This is a genomic window from Bradyrhizobium sp. LB13.1 (assembly GCF_054056815.1).
The window spans coordinates 7,103,129-7,121,840 of sequence record NZ_JBSRYQ010000001.1; the positions used below are offsets into that span (position 1 = coordinate 7,103,129).

At 63.8% G+C, this 18,712-nt stretch carries 14 protein-coding genes, 1 tRNA gene and 2 pseudogenes; 2 read left to right on the forward strand and 15 right to left on the reverse strand.

Translation table 11 applies throughout. The annotated features are described in order from the left end of the window. Window positions 1-163: 163 nt before the first annotated feature. Window positions 164-631 (forward strand): mobile mystery protein A, encoded by a 468-nt coding sequence (locus ACVWYI_RS34390; protein ID WP_247339284.1) that lies wholly within the window; start codon window positions 164-166, stop codon window positions 629-631. Here the strand turns inward: ACVWYI_RS34390 and ACVWYI_RS34395 are convergent. From ACVWYI_RS34395 to ACVWYI_RS34405, 3 genes are all read right to left on the reverse strand, one after another. Continuing rightward, entirely contained in the window at window positions 579-878 is a 300-nt protein-coding gene (locus tag ACVWYI_RS34395) for a Panacea domain-containing protein (RefSeq protein ID WP_456664297.1), read from the reverse strand. The two genes, ACVWYI_RS34390 and ACVWYI_RS34395, sit on opposite strands and share 53 nt — an antisense overlap. Window positions 879-1,087: 209 nt before the next feature. After that, window positions 1,088-1,164, reverse strand: a tRNA-His gene (locus ACVWYI_RS34400). 193 nt (window positions 1,165-1,357) lie between these two features. Beyond that, on the reverse strand, window positions 1,358-1,792 hold the full coding sequence (locus ACVWYI_RS34405; protein WP_247353087.1) for a phasin: 435 nt from the start codon (window positions 1,790-1,792) through the stop codon (window positions 1,358-1,360). Between the two features lie 554 nt (window positions 1,793-2,346). On the opposite strand from ACVWYI_RS34405, the pseudogene ACVWYI_RS34410 reads away from it, so the two are divergent. Next, window positions 2,347-5,746, forward strand: a pseudogene (locus ACVWYI_RS34410) (PAS domain S-box protein). Between the two features lie 67 nt (window positions 5,747-5,813). Here ACVWYI_RS34410 and ACVWYI_RS34415 read toward each other — a convergent pair. The 12 genes and pseudogenes from ACVWYI_RS34415 to ACVWYI_RS34470 all read right to left on the reverse strand — a co-directional run bounded on the left by ACVWYI_RS34415 (window position 5,814) and on the right by ACVWYI_RS34470 (window position 18,645). Then, a complete protein-coding gene (locus tag ACVWYI_RS34415) occupies window positions 5,814-7,379 on the reverse strand; it encodes an FAD-dependent monooxygenase (protein ID WP_456664298.1) in 1,566 nt (521 codons plus the stop codon). Window positions 7,380-7,655: 276 nt separating this feature from the next. Beyond that, complete coding sequence (locus ACVWYI_RS34420) at window positions 7,656-8,828, reverse strand: thiolase family protein (RefSeq protein WP_247353081.1); 1,173 nt, start codon at window positions 8,826-8,828, stop codon at window positions 7,656-7,658. A 159-nt stretch (window positions 8,829-8,987) separates the two neighbouring features. Next, window positions 8,988-10,579: pseudogene (gene serA, locus ACVWYI_RS34425) on the reverse strand (phosphoglycerate dehydrogenase). A 119-nt stretch (window positions 10,580-10,698) separates the two neighbouring features. Further along, a complete protein-coding gene (locus ACVWYI_RS34430; protein WP_247353078.1) occupies window positions 10,699-11,871 on the reverse strand; it encodes a phosphoserine transaminase in 1,173 nt (390 codons plus the stop codon). 79 nt (window positions 11,872-11,950) lie between these two features. Next, entirely contained in the window at window positions 11,951-12,157 is a 207-nt protein-coding gene (locus ACVWYI_RS34435) for a hypothetical protein (protein ID WP_247353076.1), read from the reverse strand. Window positions 12,158-12,315: 158 nt separating this feature from the next. Further along, window positions 12,316-12,780: a GNAT family N-acetyltransferase gene (locus tag ACVWYI_RS34440; protein ID WP_456664299.1), complete on the reverse strand. Its 465-nt coding sequence runs from the start codon at window positions 12,778-12,780 to the stop codon at window positions 12,316-12,318. A gap of 25 nt (window positions 12,781-12,805) precedes the next feature. Beyond that, window positions 12,806-13,396 carry a glutathione S-transferase family protein gene (locus ACVWYI_RS34445; protein WP_456664300.1) on the reverse strand — a complete coding sequence of 197 codons (591 nt, stop codon included), beginning with the start codon at window positions 13,394-13,396 and terminating at the stop codon, window positions 12,806-12,808. Between the two features lie 68 nt (window positions 13,397-13,464). Further along, window positions 13,465-14,343 carry an outer membrane protein gene (locus ACVWYI_RS34450; protein WP_354052580.1) on the reverse strand — a complete coding sequence of 293 codons (879 nt, stop codon included), beginning with the start codon at window positions 14,341-14,343 and terminating at the stop codon, window positions 13,465-13,467. A 168-nt stretch (window positions 14,344-14,511) separates the two neighbouring features. Further along, window positions 14,512-15,339 (reverse strand): outer membrane protein, encoded by an 828-nt coding sequence (locus ACVWYI_RS34455; RefSeq protein ID WP_247353070.1) that lies wholly within the window; start codon window positions 15,337-15,339, stop codon window positions 14,512-14,514. Window positions 15,340-15,565: 226 nt separating this feature from the next. Next, on the reverse strand, window positions 15,566-16,816 hold the full coding sequence (locus ACVWYI_RS34460) for an MFS transporter (protein ID WP_456664301.1): 1,251 nt from the start codon (window positions 16,814-16,816) through the stop codon (window positions 15,566-15,568). A 96-nt stretch (window positions 16,817-16,912) separates the two neighbouring features. Then, window positions 16,913-18,256, reverse strand: a complete 1,344-nt coding sequence (gene glmM, locus ACVWYI_RS34465) for a phosphoglucosamine mutase (protein WP_456664302.1) — start codon at window positions 18,254-18,256, stop codon at window positions 16,913-16,915. A 221-nt stretch (window positions 18,257-18,477) separates the two neighbouring features. Then, window positions 18,478-18,645 carry a hypothetical protein gene (locus ACVWYI_RS34470; protein ID WP_247353068.1) on the reverse strand — a complete coding sequence of 56 codons (168 nt, stop codon included), beginning with the start codon at window positions 18,643-18,645 and terminating at the stop codon, window positions 18,478-18,480. Window positions 18,646-18,712 lie beyond the last annotated feature (67 nt).

An 18,712-nucleotide genomic window follows, 5' to 3' on the forward strand; every position in this document is an offset into this window, starting at 1 on the left:
CGGAAAATAGGCCTCCTTCTGGGGTCGGAAAATCATCACCAATCGAATACTTATATGTATTCATAAGTTTACATTTTGGATATATATAACTATTCGGAGTTCTCCTATTTGAATACATATAAGTATTCGAAATGAACCTCTATGTATACGGATGACTTGCCAAATGAGCGTCAAAACCATCGTTCAGCAGCAGTACCGCAACATCGTCGACACGGCCGCCGCAAGCGCTGCCAGTCTGAAAGCACCGCCGGAAGGCTGGCTGCGCACGGTCCGCAGCGCGCTGGGTATGTCGGGGGCCGACGTCGCAAAGAAAATGGGCGTCACCCGCGCACGCGTCACCACGGCAGAACGTGCGGAACTCACGGGCGGCATCACCCTGAAATCAATGCAAGCCACAGCAGAGGCGATGGGGTGCCGCTTCGTCTACGCGATCATTCCGGCCTCAGGACAGGTCGAGGATCTCATTACGGCTCAGGCTCGAAAAAAGGCCATGGCAATCGTCGGCACGGCCAGCAAGCACATGGCCCTCGAAAACCAGAAACTGCCGGACGACAAAATTGCTCAGGAAGTCGAACGTCTCACCCGTGAGATCGCGCTGGAAATGCCTTCGAATTTCTGGAGCGATCAATGATCGATCTCTGGTATCCCGAGGGAGCGACGCCGCTCGACCCAAACGAGCTTGGCGGGCTGAAGCATACGGGCCCCTTTGGAAGAGCCTTATAATCCAAATTGAAGATCGTTCTGCCGGTCTGGCGGAAGTGCTCGAAATCAGCAAAATTGAGCAGCTTGAAGAGTTTCAGGGTGTGACAATGATTAGTCGCACCTAGAAAATAGATGATCGCATTGATTAGCTTTTCCCGGTCGCGCGAAACAAACATGGCTCTGATCAGGCGGGAGGGAAGGTAAGCAGGGGCATCATTGCATTGGTCGAGCTCTCTTGCCTGTAATTTCGACGCAACACGTAAAAAATTGTTCCGTGAACAAATAGTGAACAATCATGCTATGTCAAGATGCGGTGTTACACCTGAGGCTCCGCCAATCCGCTTCAGAATTCAAAGTTTCGGTGGGCTGCCAAGTGCTTCAACTTTGGTACAGTTGGGTGGGCTCGAACCACCGACCTCCTGTTCCACAGACAGGCGCTCTAACCAACTGAGCTACAACTGCATCCTTGCGAGCCGCGCCTCTGGGCGCCCTGAAAGGGCCGTGACCTAAGGGGGCTGGACGGGGCGGAAACTAGGTGCAACGGGCGTTTTTGGCAAGGCCGCAAGACGCCCAAATCGTCCGCTCGGCGACGTTATTTCCAAAGCAAAACCCGGGCTCTAGGCCCGGGTTTCTTAACTCAAACGACCCAATCCGCTTAGGCGGCGGGCGTGTAGAGCTTCGCGGCGCTGGCCTTGATCGGCTCGGCGGTCGCCGCGGCGACGCGCTGGGTCAGCTCGACCAGCTCCTTGGCCTGGGACTGGAAGGTCTCGAGCTGGGTGCGGGTGTGGCCGGTCCACAGCTGCAGCGCTTCGGCCGGCGACTTGAGGCTGAACAGCTGCTGGGCGAAGTCGAGCTGGGCGCTGGTGTTGGCCTTCATGAACTCCACCAGCTTGGCGGTGTACTCGCTCGCGCCCTTGTTGGCGGAGGTGAACACGGCCTCGACGGTGCCGTTGTGGGTCTCGGCGGCGTCCTTGAACTTGGCGTAGCTCTCGCGGGCCTGCGACACGCCCTTTTCGGCGAACGCACGCATCTGCTCGGGGACCTCGAACGGAATGATCGAGGCAGAAAACGGATCAGTCGCACCTGTCATGGTTATCCCTCACACTAATGAAAAAACGGAGTGAGCCTTCCGGCCGCGCCCGCCGGCCAACCGGGGCCATGTGTTGGCGGGTACCAAGACTGGAAACGCGAAACGAATGATGGCTCGCCCAGCGCCCGGACCATGCCTGCCTAAGATGTCAACATTGTGCAACGCAACGGGTTGGGAGGGTGCATTGCAAAATTTAATCTCGGTAAAGATGAGGTTCCCGGACGGGGGAACCCTCGGTTGAGGTATTTGGGCGGCAATTTGAGCGCGCGCCTCGTCCTTCGAGACGACCGCTGCGCGGTCTCCTCAGGATGAGGCTGGGCGGCGTCGGCGCCCGAGGAACCCGCCAAAAAGCGGGCGTCGCGAAGGATGGGGATGCAACCGCGCTGCGGCTTGCGGGGTCAGCCACATTAAGGTTATCGCGGCTTTGGGCCGCCGCTAGGGACCGGCGCCGTGGACCTGCCCGCGCCGGCGCGCGATACTAACCCTTTCTTAAGGCTGTCATTCCCGGCAGCCTTGCACCTTGATGCTGACAAGCGAGACGCGAAGCCGGTCGGATGACGAGTTCGGATTTCCAGTTGCGAGGTGTGGGCGATCCCCGGCTGGCCGTGCACGCGACCTCCCCGCTGCCCGCCTGGCTCTGGTCGACCGACGGCACGCGCGTGCTCTGGGCCAATCCGGTCGGCGCAAAGCTGTTTGGCGCGGCACATAGCGCCGCGCTCGCGGACAGGACTTTCGGCCCCGCTGACAGCCACCGCCGCCAGGTCGTCCGGCTTGCCGGCCGGCTGCCTCCGAACGGAGCCATCCGGCTCGAACGGCTGCGCGGCTTCGGCGCGCGGCTCGGCACGCTGATGACCTGCGCCTGCGCGCGGCTCGACTTCGCCGACGGCGGCCGCGCGGTCCTCGTCACCGCGATGGACCCCGGCTTGCACACCATGCCGCTGGTCGAGCGCCTGCTTCGTCTCGTCGATAACGCCAAGGTGCCGATGGCGGCGTTCGCGCCCGACGGCCTGTTCGTCGGCGCCAGCGAGACCGCCCGTCCCCTGCTCGGCTTCCGCGATCTCACTGATGCCGGCCTCGACCAGGCGCGCAGCGATGCGCTTCGCCAGGGCCGCGCCGAGACGCCGATCGGCATCGGCCAGATGGTGCTGCAACGGGTCGGCAGCGGGGCCGATGTCGGCCTGGTCGCGCTGATCGAGCCTGCCGTGCAGGTGGCTGCGACGGCGGAGGCGGATGCTGCGCCTGAAGCCAAAGAAGACATCGCGCGCGAGGAGATCGCTCAGCCCGAGGCTGCGCCGCCCGCGCCTCCAGCCGCCGTGCCGGAGCATGCACAACCCGCGCTGCCGAACGAGGCTCCATCCGAATTCGCGCTGTTCGACGCCTTTGCCGAGCCGGTCGAAGCGCCGGAAGCAACCGGGACGAACGCGCACGAACCGCCTTTGAGCGAGCCGACGACAGAGATCGCCACGATCCAGGAAGCGGTCGAGGAAGCCGTCGCCGAAGCCGCGTGCAAGACTCCGGTTGAAAACGCGCCAGAGGCCATCGTGTCGCCGCAGGCCGCGCCGATCACGTCACACATGGTCGAGCCGCCATCGGGCCACGAAGAGCCGCCCGCACCGCGTCAGCATCCGCTGCGCTTTCTCTGGCAGATGGATGCAGAGGGCCGCTTTGTGCTCGCAACCAGCGAGTTCATCCACCTGATCGGCGCGCACACGGCCGCCGGCTTCGGCCGCCCGTGGCGCGAGATCGCCGACGCATTTGCGCTCGATCCTGAAAGCCGCGTGGCGCAGGCGCTCGCAAGCGAGGACACCTGGGCCGGGATCACCGTGAACTGGCCGGCCGATGGCGGCGAGCATCTGCCGGTCGAGCTTGCAGGGCTGCCCATCTATGACGGCGCGCGCAATTTCGCGGGCTTCAAGGGATTTGGCGTCTGCCGCGATGTCGACGGCCTTAACCGGCTCGAGGCGCTCAGGCGTTTCGAACTGTTGGCCGAACCGCCGGCGCCGCAAAGCCTGTCCGCCGACGTGGTCGAGCCCGAGCCCGAAGCCAAGTCTGAACCGGAGGCACCGCCGCCGCCGATCGAGCCGCCTGAGCCTGAATCTGAACTGCCCCAACCCACAACCGCAGCGAATTCAAACCCAACCGATCCGGAAACGCCAGTGGAAACGCCTCCCAATGTCCTGCCGTTCCGAGCGCCCGGCGACACCAGATCGCCGACGCTGACGCCGGTCGAGAACAGCGCGTTCAACGAGCTGGCCCGGCAATTGTCCGAGCGCCTCGAACGCGACAAGGAAACCATCGCGGCTTCATCCGAGCCGCCGGCGGCAGAGATCAAGCCCGAACCGCCGACGCCGGAGACGGAAGCCCCGCACGCACCGGCCGAATGGTTGAACGAACCCGCGCCGCCCGCGCACGGCCACAGCACGCGCGACCGCGCGCTGCTCGACCTGCTGCCGACGGGCATCTTGATCTATCGGCTCGACCGCCTGCTCTACGCCAACCCCGCCTTCCTCGCGCGCATGGGCTATGCCGGCCTGAGCGCACTGGAGAACGCCGGCGGGCTCGATGCGCTTTATGTCGAGCCGGGCGTGTCCGCGGCCAGCAGCACGTCGCAAGGCGGCACGCCTGTTACGATCAGCGCGACGCTCGCCAATGGCGAAGCGCCGCTTCCAACCACCGAGGCGCATCTGCACACGATCGACTGGGACGGCGAGAGCGCGCACGCGCTGATCTGCGCGCTGCCCAATCCTGCCGCTGTCGTGGGCTGCACCTGTTGCCGCCTCGCCTGTCGTCGTCGAGACCATCGTCCCGGAGTCCTTCCTCTTCGCGCCCGAGCCCGAGGCCGGCGATGCGGCCGCGGAAGATCTCGCCGCGATCCTCGACACCACGGCCGAGGGCATCGTCATGTTCGACGCCGAGGGCAACATCCACGCCTGCAACCGCAGCGCCGAGGCGTTGTTCGGCTATGACGGCGAGACGCTGATGCAGCAGAATCTGGTGACGCTGTTTGCACCGGAGAGCCAGCATGTCGTGATCGACTATCTCGAAAACCTCAAGAGCCAGGACATCGCGAGCCTGCTCGACCACGGCCGCGAGGTGCTGGGGCGCGAAAAGAAGGGCGGCGTCATTCCGCTCGCGATGATCATGGGCCGCACCAGGCCCGACGGCCCGAACTTCTTCGCCGTGTTCCGCGACCTCTCGCACAGCAAGCAGGGCGAGAGCGAGCTGACGCAGGCCCGCCGCCTCGTCGACGGTGCGGCGAATGCCAAGGCCGACATGCTGGCGCGGATCAGCCACGAGATCCGCACGCCGCTCAACGCCATCATCGGCTTTTCCGAGGTGATGATCTCCGAACGTTTCGGCACGCTCGGCAACGAGCGCTACGGCGAGTACATGAAGGACATCCGCGCCTCCGGCGAGCGCGTGATCGCCATCATCGACGATCTGCTCGAGCTGTCGCGGATCGAGACCGGCAAGCTCGACCTCAACTTCGCCAACCTCAACCTCAATGATCTCGTCGAAGCCTGCGTGGTCGTGATGCAGCCGCAGGCCAATCGCGAGCGCATCATCATCCGCACCTCGCTCGGCCATGCGCTGCCGCAGGTGAGCGTGGATGCGCGCGCGATGCGGCAGATCACCATGAATCTGATCTCGAACTCGATCCGGCTTGCCAGCGCCGGCGGCCAGGTCATCGTCTCGACGGCGCTGTCCGACCACGGCGAGGTCGCCCTTCGCATCCGCGACACCGGTCATGGCCTTAGCGAGCGCGAAGTCGCCGCCGCGATGGAGCCGTTCCGCACCCCGCCACCTGGCGACGCCGAAGACAATTCGGCGCTCAGCCTGTCGCTGACCAAAGCCCTGGTCGAAGCCAACCGCGCCCGGTTCAACATCAAGAGCGCGGCGAACTCCGGCTCGCTGATCGAGGTGGTGTTCGCACCGGCGCTGGCGAAGGCGTGAACGGCGTAGTCCGCCTGAGCGAAGCGACACCCGTGAAAGGTCCCGCATATCGCTCCGCTCATGCGGGCTACGCAGATGCGCGCGCCGCGGATTCACCGAACCATCGCGATGCGGCCTGAGCAGCTTCCTTCTCGTCGGCCGCACCGTCACTGGCCCACGCGACAAAACCATCGGGGCGCACCAGCACGGCGCTCAGGCCCAGCCGATCCCTGACGTCATCAGCGACGTAATCGATCCGACCACTCCAGCGGCTCGCAAGCGCTTGAAGCGGTGATCGAGCGTCAAAATCCAGCAATAGACCTTTCGCCGTCCGGAGGCGTTCTCCGACCGTCGTTCCATCGAACAATTCGAAATCGGGAACACTGCGGCCCACAAGCGGATGGCCGCCGCCGAGATCGTAGCGGAGCGAAACGCCGCGCACGCGTTCGGCGAAATAGCTCGCACCGTCCCGGGTCGCGATCAGATCGCGCATGATGGCCTGGAGCGCGCGCGTGCTCGGCGTCGGCCGCATGATCGCGACCTGCGCGCGCGACCAGTCGAGGATCTGCGCGCCGACCGGATGCCGCTCGCGCGAATAGGTGTCGAGGAGGTCGGCGGGCGCATCTCCGCGGATCGCAGCCGTCAGCTTCCAACCGAGATTCATCGCATCGCCGAGACCGAGATTGAGGCCTTGGCCGCCGAGCGGCGAGTGGATGTGGGCGGCGTCGCCGGCCAGGAGCACGCGCCCCTTGCGATATGTCGTGGCCTGATAGGCCCGATCCGTCCAGGTGGCGGCAAGCCGAAGCGCTGTGATGGTGACGTCCGTGCAGGAGACTCGTCGCAGGACCTTCTGCACATGCTCGGGTGTGATCGGCTCGGTCCGGTGGAAGGCACCACCGTCGAAATCGACCATCGCGATCGTCCCTCGCTGCGCAAAGGTATACACGCCCGTCGGCGTGTAGTTGCGGCCCGGGCTTAGCTTGTCCGGATCGGCCAGCTCGACTTCGACGGAATAGCCTGTGAATTCGGGGTCGGTGCCGACGAAGTCGAAGCCTCTCATCTTCCGCACCGTGCTGCGGCCGCCGTCGCAACCGACGAGCCAGCGTCCCCGGAAGGTCTCGCCGGCCGCCTGCACCATTACGTCTTCGTCTGAAGCGGCAACGGCATCGACGCCGAAGCCGCGCCGGATTTCGACGCCCAGGCGGGATGCGCGCGCGGCCAGAACGGATTCGAGAGTTTCCATATCGACCGCGACGCCGGCATCGGCCGGCGTCGGCAGACGCCAGGGCCACTTCGCAACATCGATGTTGTCCTGATAGAACTGGATGCCGGCGAAATGACCTGCGGGCCGTCGGGTCTGCTGCATCCAATGGGCAGCGGACTTGATGGCGCCTGAGGCAAGGTGCTGCGCGGCCACGATATCGTCCAGCAAGCCACGCCGGTGGAACGCCTCGAGCGTGGGGATCGAAAGGCCGCGCAGGCCGAACGGGAGTTGCTTCAGCGCCGAATGCGGGTCTTGCGATTGCTCCAGCACCAGGACCTGGAGACCGGCGAGCCGCAACTCGCACGCGAGAAACAGGCCGACTGGGCCGGCACCCGCAACGACGACGTCGTATGGACTAGAGGATTGCAGATTCGAGGATTGAGTTTGCATGAGACGCTCCTGTGGTCGATGTTCGACCGGAGCGTTCCCTGGGCTTCGAGAATCACACGGACGAACGATGGGGCGCCTTGGCGGCGTCCGATGTTCGTCGTGGGGATCTCGTGCACAAGGCCAAAGACCAGAGCTTTCGTTACCGAAAGGACTTGGGCTCACCAGACCAAGTCTGCCTTTTCCGACACGAGCTATATAGTTTCGTGGCGATCGACGCGCAACGAAAAAGGCACCACGCTTGCGGCGCCGTGCCCTTCGCATTCATATCGCTTGATCTCAGCTATAGATCTCGAACAGGCCCGCGCCGCCCTGGCCGCCGCCGATGCACATCGTCACGACGCCCCACTTGGCCTTGCGGCGGGCGCCTTCCTGCAGCAGGTGGCCGGTGAGCCGGGCGCCGGTCATGCCGAAGGGATGGCCGATCGCGATCGAGCCGCCGTTGACGTTGTACTTGGCGGGATCGATGCCGAGCTTGTCGCGGGAGTAGAGGCACTGGCTGGCGAACGCCTCGTTGAGCTCCCACAGATCAATGTCGTCGATCTTCAGGCCGGTGCGCTTGAGCAGTTTCGGAATCGCGAACACCGGGCCGATGCCCATCTCGTCGGGCTCGCAGCCGGCGGTCGCCCAGGCGACGAAGCGGCCGAGCGGCTTCAGGCCGCGCTTCTCCGCGTCCTTGGCTTCCATCAGCACCACGGCGGCGGCGCCGTCCGAGAGCTGGCTGGCATTGCCGGCGGTGACGGACTTGCCGGGGCCCTTCACCGGCTCGAGCTTGGCGAGACCTTCCAGCGTGGTCTCGGGGCGATTGCACTCGTCGCGATCGACGACGTAGTCGACGATGCTCTCCGCCTTGGTCTGCTTGTCGACGACCTTCATCCTGGTCTTCATCGGGACGATCTCGTCCTTGTATTTTCCCGCCTGCTGGGACGCCGCCATGCGGCGCTGCGATTCCAGCGAGAACTCGTCCTGGTATTCGCGGCTGAGCTTGTAGCGCTCGGCGACGATGTCGGCGGTGTCGATCATCGCCATGAAGATGTCAGGCGCGACCTTGAGCAATTCCGGATCGATCGTCTCCTTCGGCGTCCCGCCGCCCGGCATCGAGATGCTCTCGACGCCGCCGGCGACGATGCAATCGGCGCCGTCGGAGCGGATCGAGTTGGCGGCCATCGCGATGGTCTGCAGCCCCGACGAGCAGAAGCGGTTCACCGAGACGCCGGCGGTGGTCGTCGGCAGGCCGGCGAGCAGCGCGGCCTGGCGGCCGATGTTCGGCGCGCCATGGGCGCAATTGCCGAGATAGCAATCCTCGACATAGTCCTTCTCGACACCGGCGCGGTTCACCGCGTGCTGGATGGCGTGGGCCGCCAGCGACATCGGCGGCGTGATGTTGAACCCGCCGCGGCCGGATTTTGCGAGGCCCGTGCGCGCATAGGAAACGATGACGGCTTCACGCATTGTCTTCTCCCTTTTCGAACGATGGTACGGAGCGTCCTGGGCGCCATTGGTACACAAAGTTTGCAGGCGGCGGGGAAATTACTGGGGCCTACCAGCCAAACAAAACGCCGCCCTCGCGAGAGGGCGGCGTTGTTCCGCTGGTCGGAATATGTGGGCGTATCAGAACGTCAGCGCCTTGACCTGCTTGACCTGCGGCAGGGCCTGCACCTTTGCGAGCAGATCGGTGCCGGCACCGCGCCGTCGACTTCGACCAGCGCGATGGCATCGCCGCCCTGCTCGACACGGCCGAGATGGAAGGTCGCGATGTTGATCTTGGCGTCGCCGAGAAGCCCTGCGAACTTGCCGATGAAGCCCGGCTTGTCCTCGTTGGTGACGTAGATCATCGACTTGCCGAACTCGGCGTCGACGCGGATGCCCTTGATGTCGACGAGGCGCGGCTTGCCGTCGTGATAGACGGTGCCGGAGACCGAGCGCTCCTGGCGTTCGGTCGCGACCGTCACGGTGATCAGGCTCTCATAGTCGCTCTGCGCGGCGCGCACGATCTCGTCGACCACCATGCCGCGCTCCTTGGCGACGACGGGCGCGGACACGACGTTGACCTCGCCCAGCATCGGCCGCAGCAGGCCCGACAATACCGCAGAGGTGATCGCCTTGATCTTCATCTCGGCGACGTGGCCTTCATAGGTGATCTCGACCTTGAGGATGCCGGTCTCGGTGAGCTGGCCGGCAAACGAGCCGAGCTTCTCGGCGAGCGTGATGAACGGCTTCAGCTTCGGCGCCTCTTCCGCGGTGATCGAGGGGAAGTTGACGGCATTCGAGATCGCGCCGGTCAGCAGGTAATCCGACATCTGCTCGGCGACCTGGAGCGCGACGTTCTCCTGCGCTTCGGTGGTGGACGCGCCGAGATGCGGCGTGCAGATCACGTTGGGGTGACCGAACAGCACGTTCGCAGTGGCGGGCTCCTCGACGAAGACGTCGAAGGCGGCGCCCGCGATATGCTTGGAATTCAAGGCGTCGACCACGGCCTGCTCGTCGACGAGGCCGCCGCGGGCGCAGTTGATCAGGCGCACGCCCTTCTTCATCCTGGCGATCGCGGCAGCATCGATGATGTTCTTGGTCTTCTCGGTCAGCGGCGTATGCAGCGTGATGAAATCGGCGCGCTTCAGGAGATCGTCGAGATCGACCTTCTCGACCCCGATGTCCCTGGCGCGCTCCGGCGACAGGAACGGATCGAACGCGATCACCTTCATGCGCAGGCCGAGCGCGCGGTCGGCGACGATCGAGCCGATGTTGCCGCAGCCGACGACGCCGAGCACCTTGCCGGTGATCTCGACACCCATGAAGCGATTCTTTTCCCACTTGCCGGCCTGGGTCGAAGCGTCCGCCTGCGGAATCTCGCGCGCCAGCGCCAGCATCAGGGTGATGGCGTGCTCGGCGGTCGTGATCGAATTGCCGAACGGCGTGTTCATCACGATGATGCCCTTGGCCGTGGCGGCGGGAATCTCGACGTTGTCGACGCCGATCCCGGCGCGGCCGATTACCTTGAGGTTGGTGGCCTTCTCGAGGATCTTGGCGGTCGCTTTCGTCGCGGAGCGGATCGCAAGGCCGTCGTAATTGCCGATGATCTCGGCGAGCTTGTCCTTGTCCTTGCCGAGATTGGGCTGGAAATCGACCTCAACGCCGCGGTCTTTGAAAATCTGCACGGCTGCGGGAGAGAGCGCATCGGAAATGAGAACTTTGGGTTTAGTCATGGGGATAATCCTCTACCTTCCCTGAAACCAGGGCGGCCGTCGACCGGAATAAGTTGATGTCTCGGAGCGGTTTCTTCTCCCTCTCCCCGTTCGTTCGGGGAGAGGCTAAGAAAGAAAGCTCACGCCGCCTTGGCGAGCGCGGCCTTGGTCTCGGCAAAAGCCCAGTCGATCCACTGCGTCAGCAGCGCGACATCACTGGCCTCGACGGTCGCACCACACCAGATGCGCAGGCCGGCGGGCGCATCGCGGTAGTACGCGAAGTCGTAGCCCGCGCCTTCCTTCTCGACCAGCGCCACCAGCTTCTTGGAGAAGTCAGCCTGCGCGTCCTCGGAGAGCGAGGTGATCGCGTGATCGGTGAACTTCAGGCACACCGAAGTGTTGGAGCGGATCGCGGCGTCCTTGGCGAGGAAGTCGATCCACGGCGTCTTCGCCTTCCAGTCGGCGAGCACCTTGGTGTTGGCGTCGGCGCGCGCGATCAGCGCCTTCAGGCCGCCGATCGACTTGCCCCAGTTCAGCGCGTCGAGATAATCCTCGACGCAGAGCATCGACGGCGTGTTGATGGTCTCGCCGACGAAGATGCCCTCGTTGATCTTGCCGCCCTTGGTCATGCGGAAGATTTTCGGCAGCGGCCAGGCCGGCTTGTAGGTTTCGAGCCGTTCCACCGCGCGGGGCGACAGGATCAGCATGCCGTGCGCGGCCTCGCCGCCGAGCGCCTTCTGCCAGGAGAAGGTGACGACGTCGAGCTTGGCCCAGTCGAGGGCTTGCGCGAACGCGGCCGAGGTGGCGTCGCAGATGGTCAGGCCTTCGCGGGTCGCGCTGATCCAGTCAGCGTTCGGCACGCGCACGCCTGATGTGGTGCCGTTCCAAGTGAAGACGACGTCGGACTTCGGATCGACCTTGGAGAGGTCGGGGAGTTCACCGTAGCCAGCGTTGAGCTTGGTGACGTCCTTGAGCTTCAATTCCTTGACGATGTCGCTGACCCAGCCTTCGCCGAAGGATTCCCAGGCGAGCGTGGTGACGGGCCGCGCACCCAGCATCGACCACAGCGCCATCTCGACCGCGCCGGTATCGGAGGCCGGCACGATGCCGATGCGATAATCGGCGGGCACTTCAAGCACTTCGCGCGTCAAGTCGATCGCGAGCTTGAGTTTGGTCTTGCCGACCTTCGCGCGATGCGAACGGCCGAGCGCTGCGTCCTTGAGATTTTGGGCATTCCATCCGGGGCGCTTGGCGCAGGGGCCGGAGGAAAAATGCGGCACGTTCGGCCGCGAAGCGGGCTTCGCTACAGTCATAGTCTACCCTTCCAGATAGTAAGCCTCCCGTTGGGGGGAGGTGTCCCGCCGCGGCTGATACGGGAAACGGGAAGAGTCGTCAAGGAAGTTCCGGGACCTCACGCGCGAGTGATGGCGCCTCCGGTGCGATATCCGGGGATTCGACCACTGCAAGCGCGTTCAGCAAGCCCGTGGCATCGCTGATCAATTGCGCGGCACGGCGGCGGCTGCCGACTTTCAAAATGCATTTGTCATTGGCCTGCACGACGTAATCGTTGCCGACCTTGATTATCGAATAGCTTTTCATCGAAATCCCCGAACCGACCGAGCCCGGTTGCAGACGCTGCCGTAGCACCGTTCGCTCCCGGTTCCACGTGAACCACGAACGGGTAGTTTATCAGCTCTTAACATGACCGAACACGCGATCCGATTTCGCTGATCGTGCAACGCTCGCGGCGCGTTGCATCAAAAGCGAACAGTCATGCCGACGTGGCTCGATGTAAATCCGAGCCGCTTGTAGAAGCGCTGCGCATCTGTTCGCGTCCGATGAGTTAGCAATTCGACCAGATTGCAGCCGCGCGCTTTCGCTTCGGTCACCGCCCATTGCACCAATTGCTCGCCGATGCCGCGGCTGCGGCAATCGGAAGCGACGCGGACATCTTCGAGCAGACCGCGCATACCGCCCTGCGAGCTGATGCCGGGCAGGATCGCGAGTTGCAGGCAGCCGACCACCCTGCCCTCGCTCTCGGCAACCACGAGCTGGAGATTTTCATCGCGCTCGACCCGCGCGAATGCCTCGTAATAGACCGCAGGCAACGGATCTTCCACGCGCTCGCGTGCGCTCCCGAGACGATCGTCGGCGAGCATCGCGACGATCGCAGCAACATCCTCGCGGCGCGCCGGACGAATGGAGACGGATTCTGCGTTCATTGCGATACTCCTGCCTCAGCGCGCCTTAACGCACCTTGGGAAGCCTGAGAAAGGTCTCGGTTTCGGCGATCCAGCGGCGGACGGCGGCAAAGCGGCCGAGATCGAAGCCGCCTTCATGCGCAACGCGGGTATAGGCGAGCAGCGACACGTCGGCGAGCGAAACCGCGTCCCCAGCAAGGAAACGGCTGCCGGCGAGATGCTGCTCCATGCGGTCGAGCGCCGCATAGCCGCGCTTGACCTTTTCAGGATCGAGCTCGGAGGCGCCCTTGCCGAGATAGATGAGCCGGAAGCGGCACACCGCGATATAGGGCTCGTGGCTGTATTGTTCCCAGAACAGCCACTCGTCCATCTTGGCGGCCGTGAAGGCATCGCGCGGAACGAGCGCGCTGTCGCGTGCGAGATAGCGGATGATGGCATTGGATTGCGCCAGCGTGCGACCGTCGTCGAAGGCGACGGCTGGCACCTGGCCGGCGCCGTTCATCTCGAGGAATTGCGGCGTGCGCGTCTCGCCCTTGCGCGTATCTATTTCGATCCATCGGTAAGGCAACGCGAGCTTGTCGCAGACCCACTTCACCTTCAGACAATTGCCGGAATTGGTATCGCCGTAGATCCGCATCTCTGCCCCCGTGCGTTCAGCGACAGAGCATCAGGAGGAAACAAGGCTGTCAACAGGAAGCGGACGGCTCAGAACTGGTAACCAGCGCCGACGCGGAAGTTGTTCAGGCCGACCGTGATGTCCTTCACGTTCGAAAAGCCGACATGCTCCCATTCGCCGCGAAGCAGGATGTTGCCGCAGATCGCGTACTCGACACCGATACCGGCCGTCCATCCGTACATGAAGCTGTTGGTGCGCAGCTCAGTCTTGGACAGTGTGTCCGAACCGGCGGGCAGATGTCTATGAACCGTTGTGGCTATGCCGCCGTTGACTACGACGTCGTCGAAGTCATCGTACTTCTGCCAGGATACTGTCGCAAATCTCGAAACTTCGGCGCGTCCGATTGCCAAGCCGGCAAAGGCATACGGCATGAAGTCGCCCCCGTCCCAGCCGACGCGGCCGCGGAAGGTTGCGTAATCCTTGAGCTTCAGCGCAGCACCACCACCGAGCGTGGTGGCGTAGGTATAAGTATGGCCAGTCGGAGCCGTTTCGCCAGGGAGCAATCGCGCCATGGAATCGCTCGCCGAGCTCGACAGATTGTTCATGTAGCTGTAATTGGCCTCGACGCCGAACACCGCATCGTAGAGCTGCCAATTGCGGCCGACATAGGCGCCAAACCCGGTCGACTGCACGTGGTTACTCGGCAGCAGCGCCCAGCCGCCGACCGGCGCCTGGAGGATGCTGTTGCGAAGCATGAAGTCGGTCATCGTCTTTGGGGCGTGACTGAAATCGACGTCGGTCGTGGCAAAGCCGAACTGGCCGCCGACATAGAAACCGTCCCAGTTGTGGGACGTCTTCGACAGCCCGTCCGTGAAGCTGCCGCGCAGGATGGGCAGGTCAGAGAGATCGGCCGCGTGCGCGGCAGAGACCGTCCCCAATATCGCCGCCGCCAACAAAAGCCTACGCATCGAACGCTCCATCGAACTCGAACTTTCGCTCGTGATCATGGCCCGTTAACCTTAACCAATGGTTGCGCCGGGGACTTTCGTCGCGGTGAAGCCATGAAAAATGCGCAAAGCAAAACGGCGCGGGATGATCCCGCGCCGTTAAGAAGTCTAAAGCGATCAGGCTGACGATCAGCCCTTGGTGACGAGCGGCGGCATATAGGCCGGCGGGCTGTTGAGATCCCAGCGCACGCCGAGCTTGATATCGTGCGAGGTGAGCTCCTTGATCTTGATCGTGGACGGACCGGAGGCGCTGTTGTCGAACAAGCGGTAGTTGCCGGGCGCCGCGTCTCCGAGGTTCATGTAGCTGTAGGCCAGTTCGACCGTGAACCCGGGATTGACCCTGTAGGCGAGACCGGCGTGAGCCGCCCAGGCCAAATTCCACTTCCCGTTGTCGGCGAAGTAGGCGACGCTGTTGTTCAGCAACGGGCTGTATGACACGCCGTCGTCACGGAAGCCGCTGATCTTGTTGTAGGAGCCGCCGACACCGGCGCCGATGAACGGCGTGATGCACCACCAAGTGCCGAGATCGACATAGGCATTCGCCATGACGACCCACTCGGACTTGCTGCCGCTGTAATTGTTGGAGCCAACGAAGCCGGGCGCAATGACGTTGTCCGCACCGTGCAGATTGGCCTTGCCGCGGTACTGACCGATCAAGTCGGCGCGGAACCAGTTGTTGAAGCGATAGCCGACGCCGAGATCGAACAGCGGCGAGGAGTCGAAACCGAGCCCCGTCGTCGTGGTCGGGAACGCTGCTGCAGTCGCACTGTCGATGCGCTTGGCGCTCTGGTTGGTCATGCCGACGTCGCCGCGCAGATACCAGCCGCCGAAGTCCGAGGGCGGCGGCGGGGGCGCGTACATCGGAGGGGGCGCTGCGATCGGCATGTCGGCGGCGAACGCCATCGAGGACATCAGGGTTGCCGCACCCGCGGCAAGGAGAGACTTAACGCTACGCATTGGCTTCGTCCTTTTGGCCGGTGAGGCAAATACGGCGCCTCACGTTCTGGAAACTCACGGCCCGGACGATGCCAGCAAATGTTTAAGCGCCACTTAACCCTAATTTTTAAGGTTGATTTTTTCTCAACTCACACGCCGATGCGGCAAGAGCGCTGCAAAAATGCGGCGGCTGAACGTCGCAATTGCTAACGTTGTATGAAGCCGCGTTGCGGCAAGACAGGATGCGTTAACGGACGTGCCGCGGCAGCTTGGGCAGGAACACCGCGAGCAGGCCGATCGCCGGCAGATAGGCACAGACCTGGTAGACGAACTCGATCGAGGTGTGGTCGGCGAGCTTGCCGAGCACGGCCGCGCCCAGGCCCCCGATGCCGAAGGCGACGCCGAAGAACACGCCGGAGATCATGCCGAAGCGATGCGGTACCAGCTCCTGCGCGAACACGATGATCGACGACGTCGTCGAAGAGATGATCAGGCCGATGATCACCGAGAGCACCGCGCTCGCATAGAGCCCCGCATAGGGCAGCGCCAGCGTGAACGGCAGCGCGCCCAGGATCGAGATCCAGATCACGATCTTGCGGCCGTAGCGATCGCCCAGGGGACCGCCGAGAAAAGCGCCGACCGCGTTCGCTGCGAGGAAAACGAAGAGATACATCTGCGCCGCCTGGGTCGACACGCCAAAGCGGTCGATCAGATAGAAGATGTAATAGCTCGACAGGCTCGAGACGTAGAGCTGTTTCGAGAACAGCAGCGCGACCAGCACGAGGAGCGCAACGGTGACGCGACGCGAGCTCGGCGCGTCGGGATGGGTCTCGATCGCGACCGTCTTCTTCGCCTTGATCTGCGGTTCGTACCAGCGGCCGATGCGCCAGAGGATGAGGATCGCGAGGAAAGCGATCGAGGAAAACCAGGCGATGCTGCCCTGCCCGAACGGCACGACGATGAGCGCGGCCAATACCGGTCCCATCGAGGTGCCAAAACTGCCGCCGAGCTGGAACACCGATTGCGCAAAGCCGTAGCGGCCGCCGGAGGCGAGCCGCGCGATGCGCGCGGATTCGGGATGAAACACTGCCGAGCCGAGACCGACCAGCGCGGCGGCGACGAGGATGACGAGATATTGGTGGGCGGCGCTGAGCAGCAAGAGACCGAAGAAGGTCGAGGCCATGCCGATCGACAGCGAATAGGGCTGCGCCTTTTTGTCGGTGTAGTGGCCGACCACTGGCTGGAGCAGCGAGGCCGTGAACTGGAACGCCAGCGTGATCATGCCGATCTGCGCGAAGTCGAGCGCGTAGGTGTCCTTCAGGATAGGATACACCGAAGCGATCAGCGACTGCATGGTGTCGTTGAGGAAGTGCGAGAAGCTGATGCCGGCAAGCACGACATAGGCCGGCCCTGCGGCCGACTTCGCCGCCGGCGTCACGTCGCTGATGACGACGGGCTCGGTCAGCGTTTCCTCGGAGACGATGACAGGCTTGTTCAATGGAATATCCCGGCAGGCGCGGCGAACCGCCGCACGGCCTAACTACGATGACCGGGGCGGCCAAGCCACCGCCAATCGTCGATGGCTGGGATGCGCCTAGGCCGCCGCCTGTCCGAGCGCCGAGACGATGGTGTCGACGACGTCCTCGACCAGGACGCGGTCTTCGCCCTCGGCCATGACGCGGATCACCGGCTCGGTGCCGGAAGAGCGGATCAGCAGGCGGCCATGGCCGTTGAGCCGTTGCTCGCCGTCGGAGATCGCCGATTTGACGCTGGTGTCGTCGAGCGGCTTGCCGCCCTTGTGGCGGACGTTCTTGAGGATCTGCGGCAGCGGATCGAAGCGGTGGCAGACTTCCGACACCGGGCGGCGCAGCTTCTGCACCACGGCAAGCACCTGCAATGCGGCAACGAAGCCGTCGCCGGTGGTGGCATAGTCGGACAGGATGATGTGGCCGGACTGCTCGCCACCGAGATTGTAGCCGCCGTTCAGCATCTGCTCGAGCACGTAGCGGTCGCCGACCGGCGTGCGCACGAGATCGAGCCCCTGCCCCTTGAGGAAACGCTCAAGCCCCAGGTTCGACATCACGGTGGCGACGATGCCCGGCCGCGACAGCCGTCCGTCTTCCTTCCAGCTCTGCGCGATCACCGCGAGCAACTGGTCGCCGTCGACGATATGGCCGCGCTCGTCGACCAGGATGACGCGGTCGGCGTCGCCGTCGAGCGCGATGCCGATGTCGGCGCGCATTTCGCGGACCTTCTTCGACAAGGCTTCCGGCGAGGTGGAGCCGCATTCCTTGTTGATGTTGAAGCCATCGGGCTCGACGCCGATCGGAATCACGTCGGCGCCCAGCTCCCACAGCGCTTCCGGCACCACCTTGTAGGCGGCGCCATTGGCGCAATCGACCACGACGCGCAGGCCGTCGAGCGACAGATCGCGCGGCAGCGTGCGCTTGGCGAATTCGATATAGCGGTCATGCACGCCGTCGATGCGGCGGGCGCGGCCGAGACTGGCGCTCTGTGCGAGACGCTTGCCGATGGGCTCGTCGAGCAGCTGCTCGATCTGCTTCTCGACGTCGTCGGAGAGCTTGAAGCCCTGCGGGCCGAACAGCTTGATGCCGTTGTCCTCGAACAGATTGTGCGAGGCCGAGATCATCACGCCGAGATCGGCGCGCATCGACTTGGTCAGCATCGCCACCGCCGGCGTCGGCATCGGGCCGACCAGCAGCACGTCCATACCGACCGAGGTGAAGCCCGCGACCATCGCGTATTCGATCATGTAGCCGGACAGCCGGGTGTCCTTGCCGATCACGACCCGGTGGCGGTGGTCACCGCGCTGAAACGCAAGGCCTGCGGCCTGGCCGACCTTGAGCGCGAGCTCCGGCGTGATCAGTCCGTTGGCGCGGCCCCGGATCCCGTCCGTCCCGAAATATTTGCGGCTCATATCGTCCCCCACGCAACAACCAGGGGTCCCCACTACAACCTTCGGGTGCCCCAACGGGCCCCGCATCCCTGATTTGCTGAGCTCTTATAGAGCCATCACGGCTAACTTGGCTTCAAAAAATATGATCAATCATTACGGAACCCGGCGCGCCACGGCGCCGATAACGTCTTGTTAACACTATATTCCCGGCGAAAAATGCCGAAACAGCGCGGAACCCGCCCCTAGCTGGAGCGCTTCACATGGCCGTCGCCGCGGCTCGGCGCCGGCTGGGTGACGTTGACGGGATCGGAGCCCGGAAAGGTCTCTTCCAGACCTTCTTCCAGCGCTTCCTCGAGATCATGCTTCTCCTTGATCTCTTCCGGAGTCGGTCCGGCGTGCGGTCTCGTCATGGCGACCTCCTCTCCACAAAGGATGCAAACGATTTGGCTGAGCATCCAACCATGCTAGATGACCCCT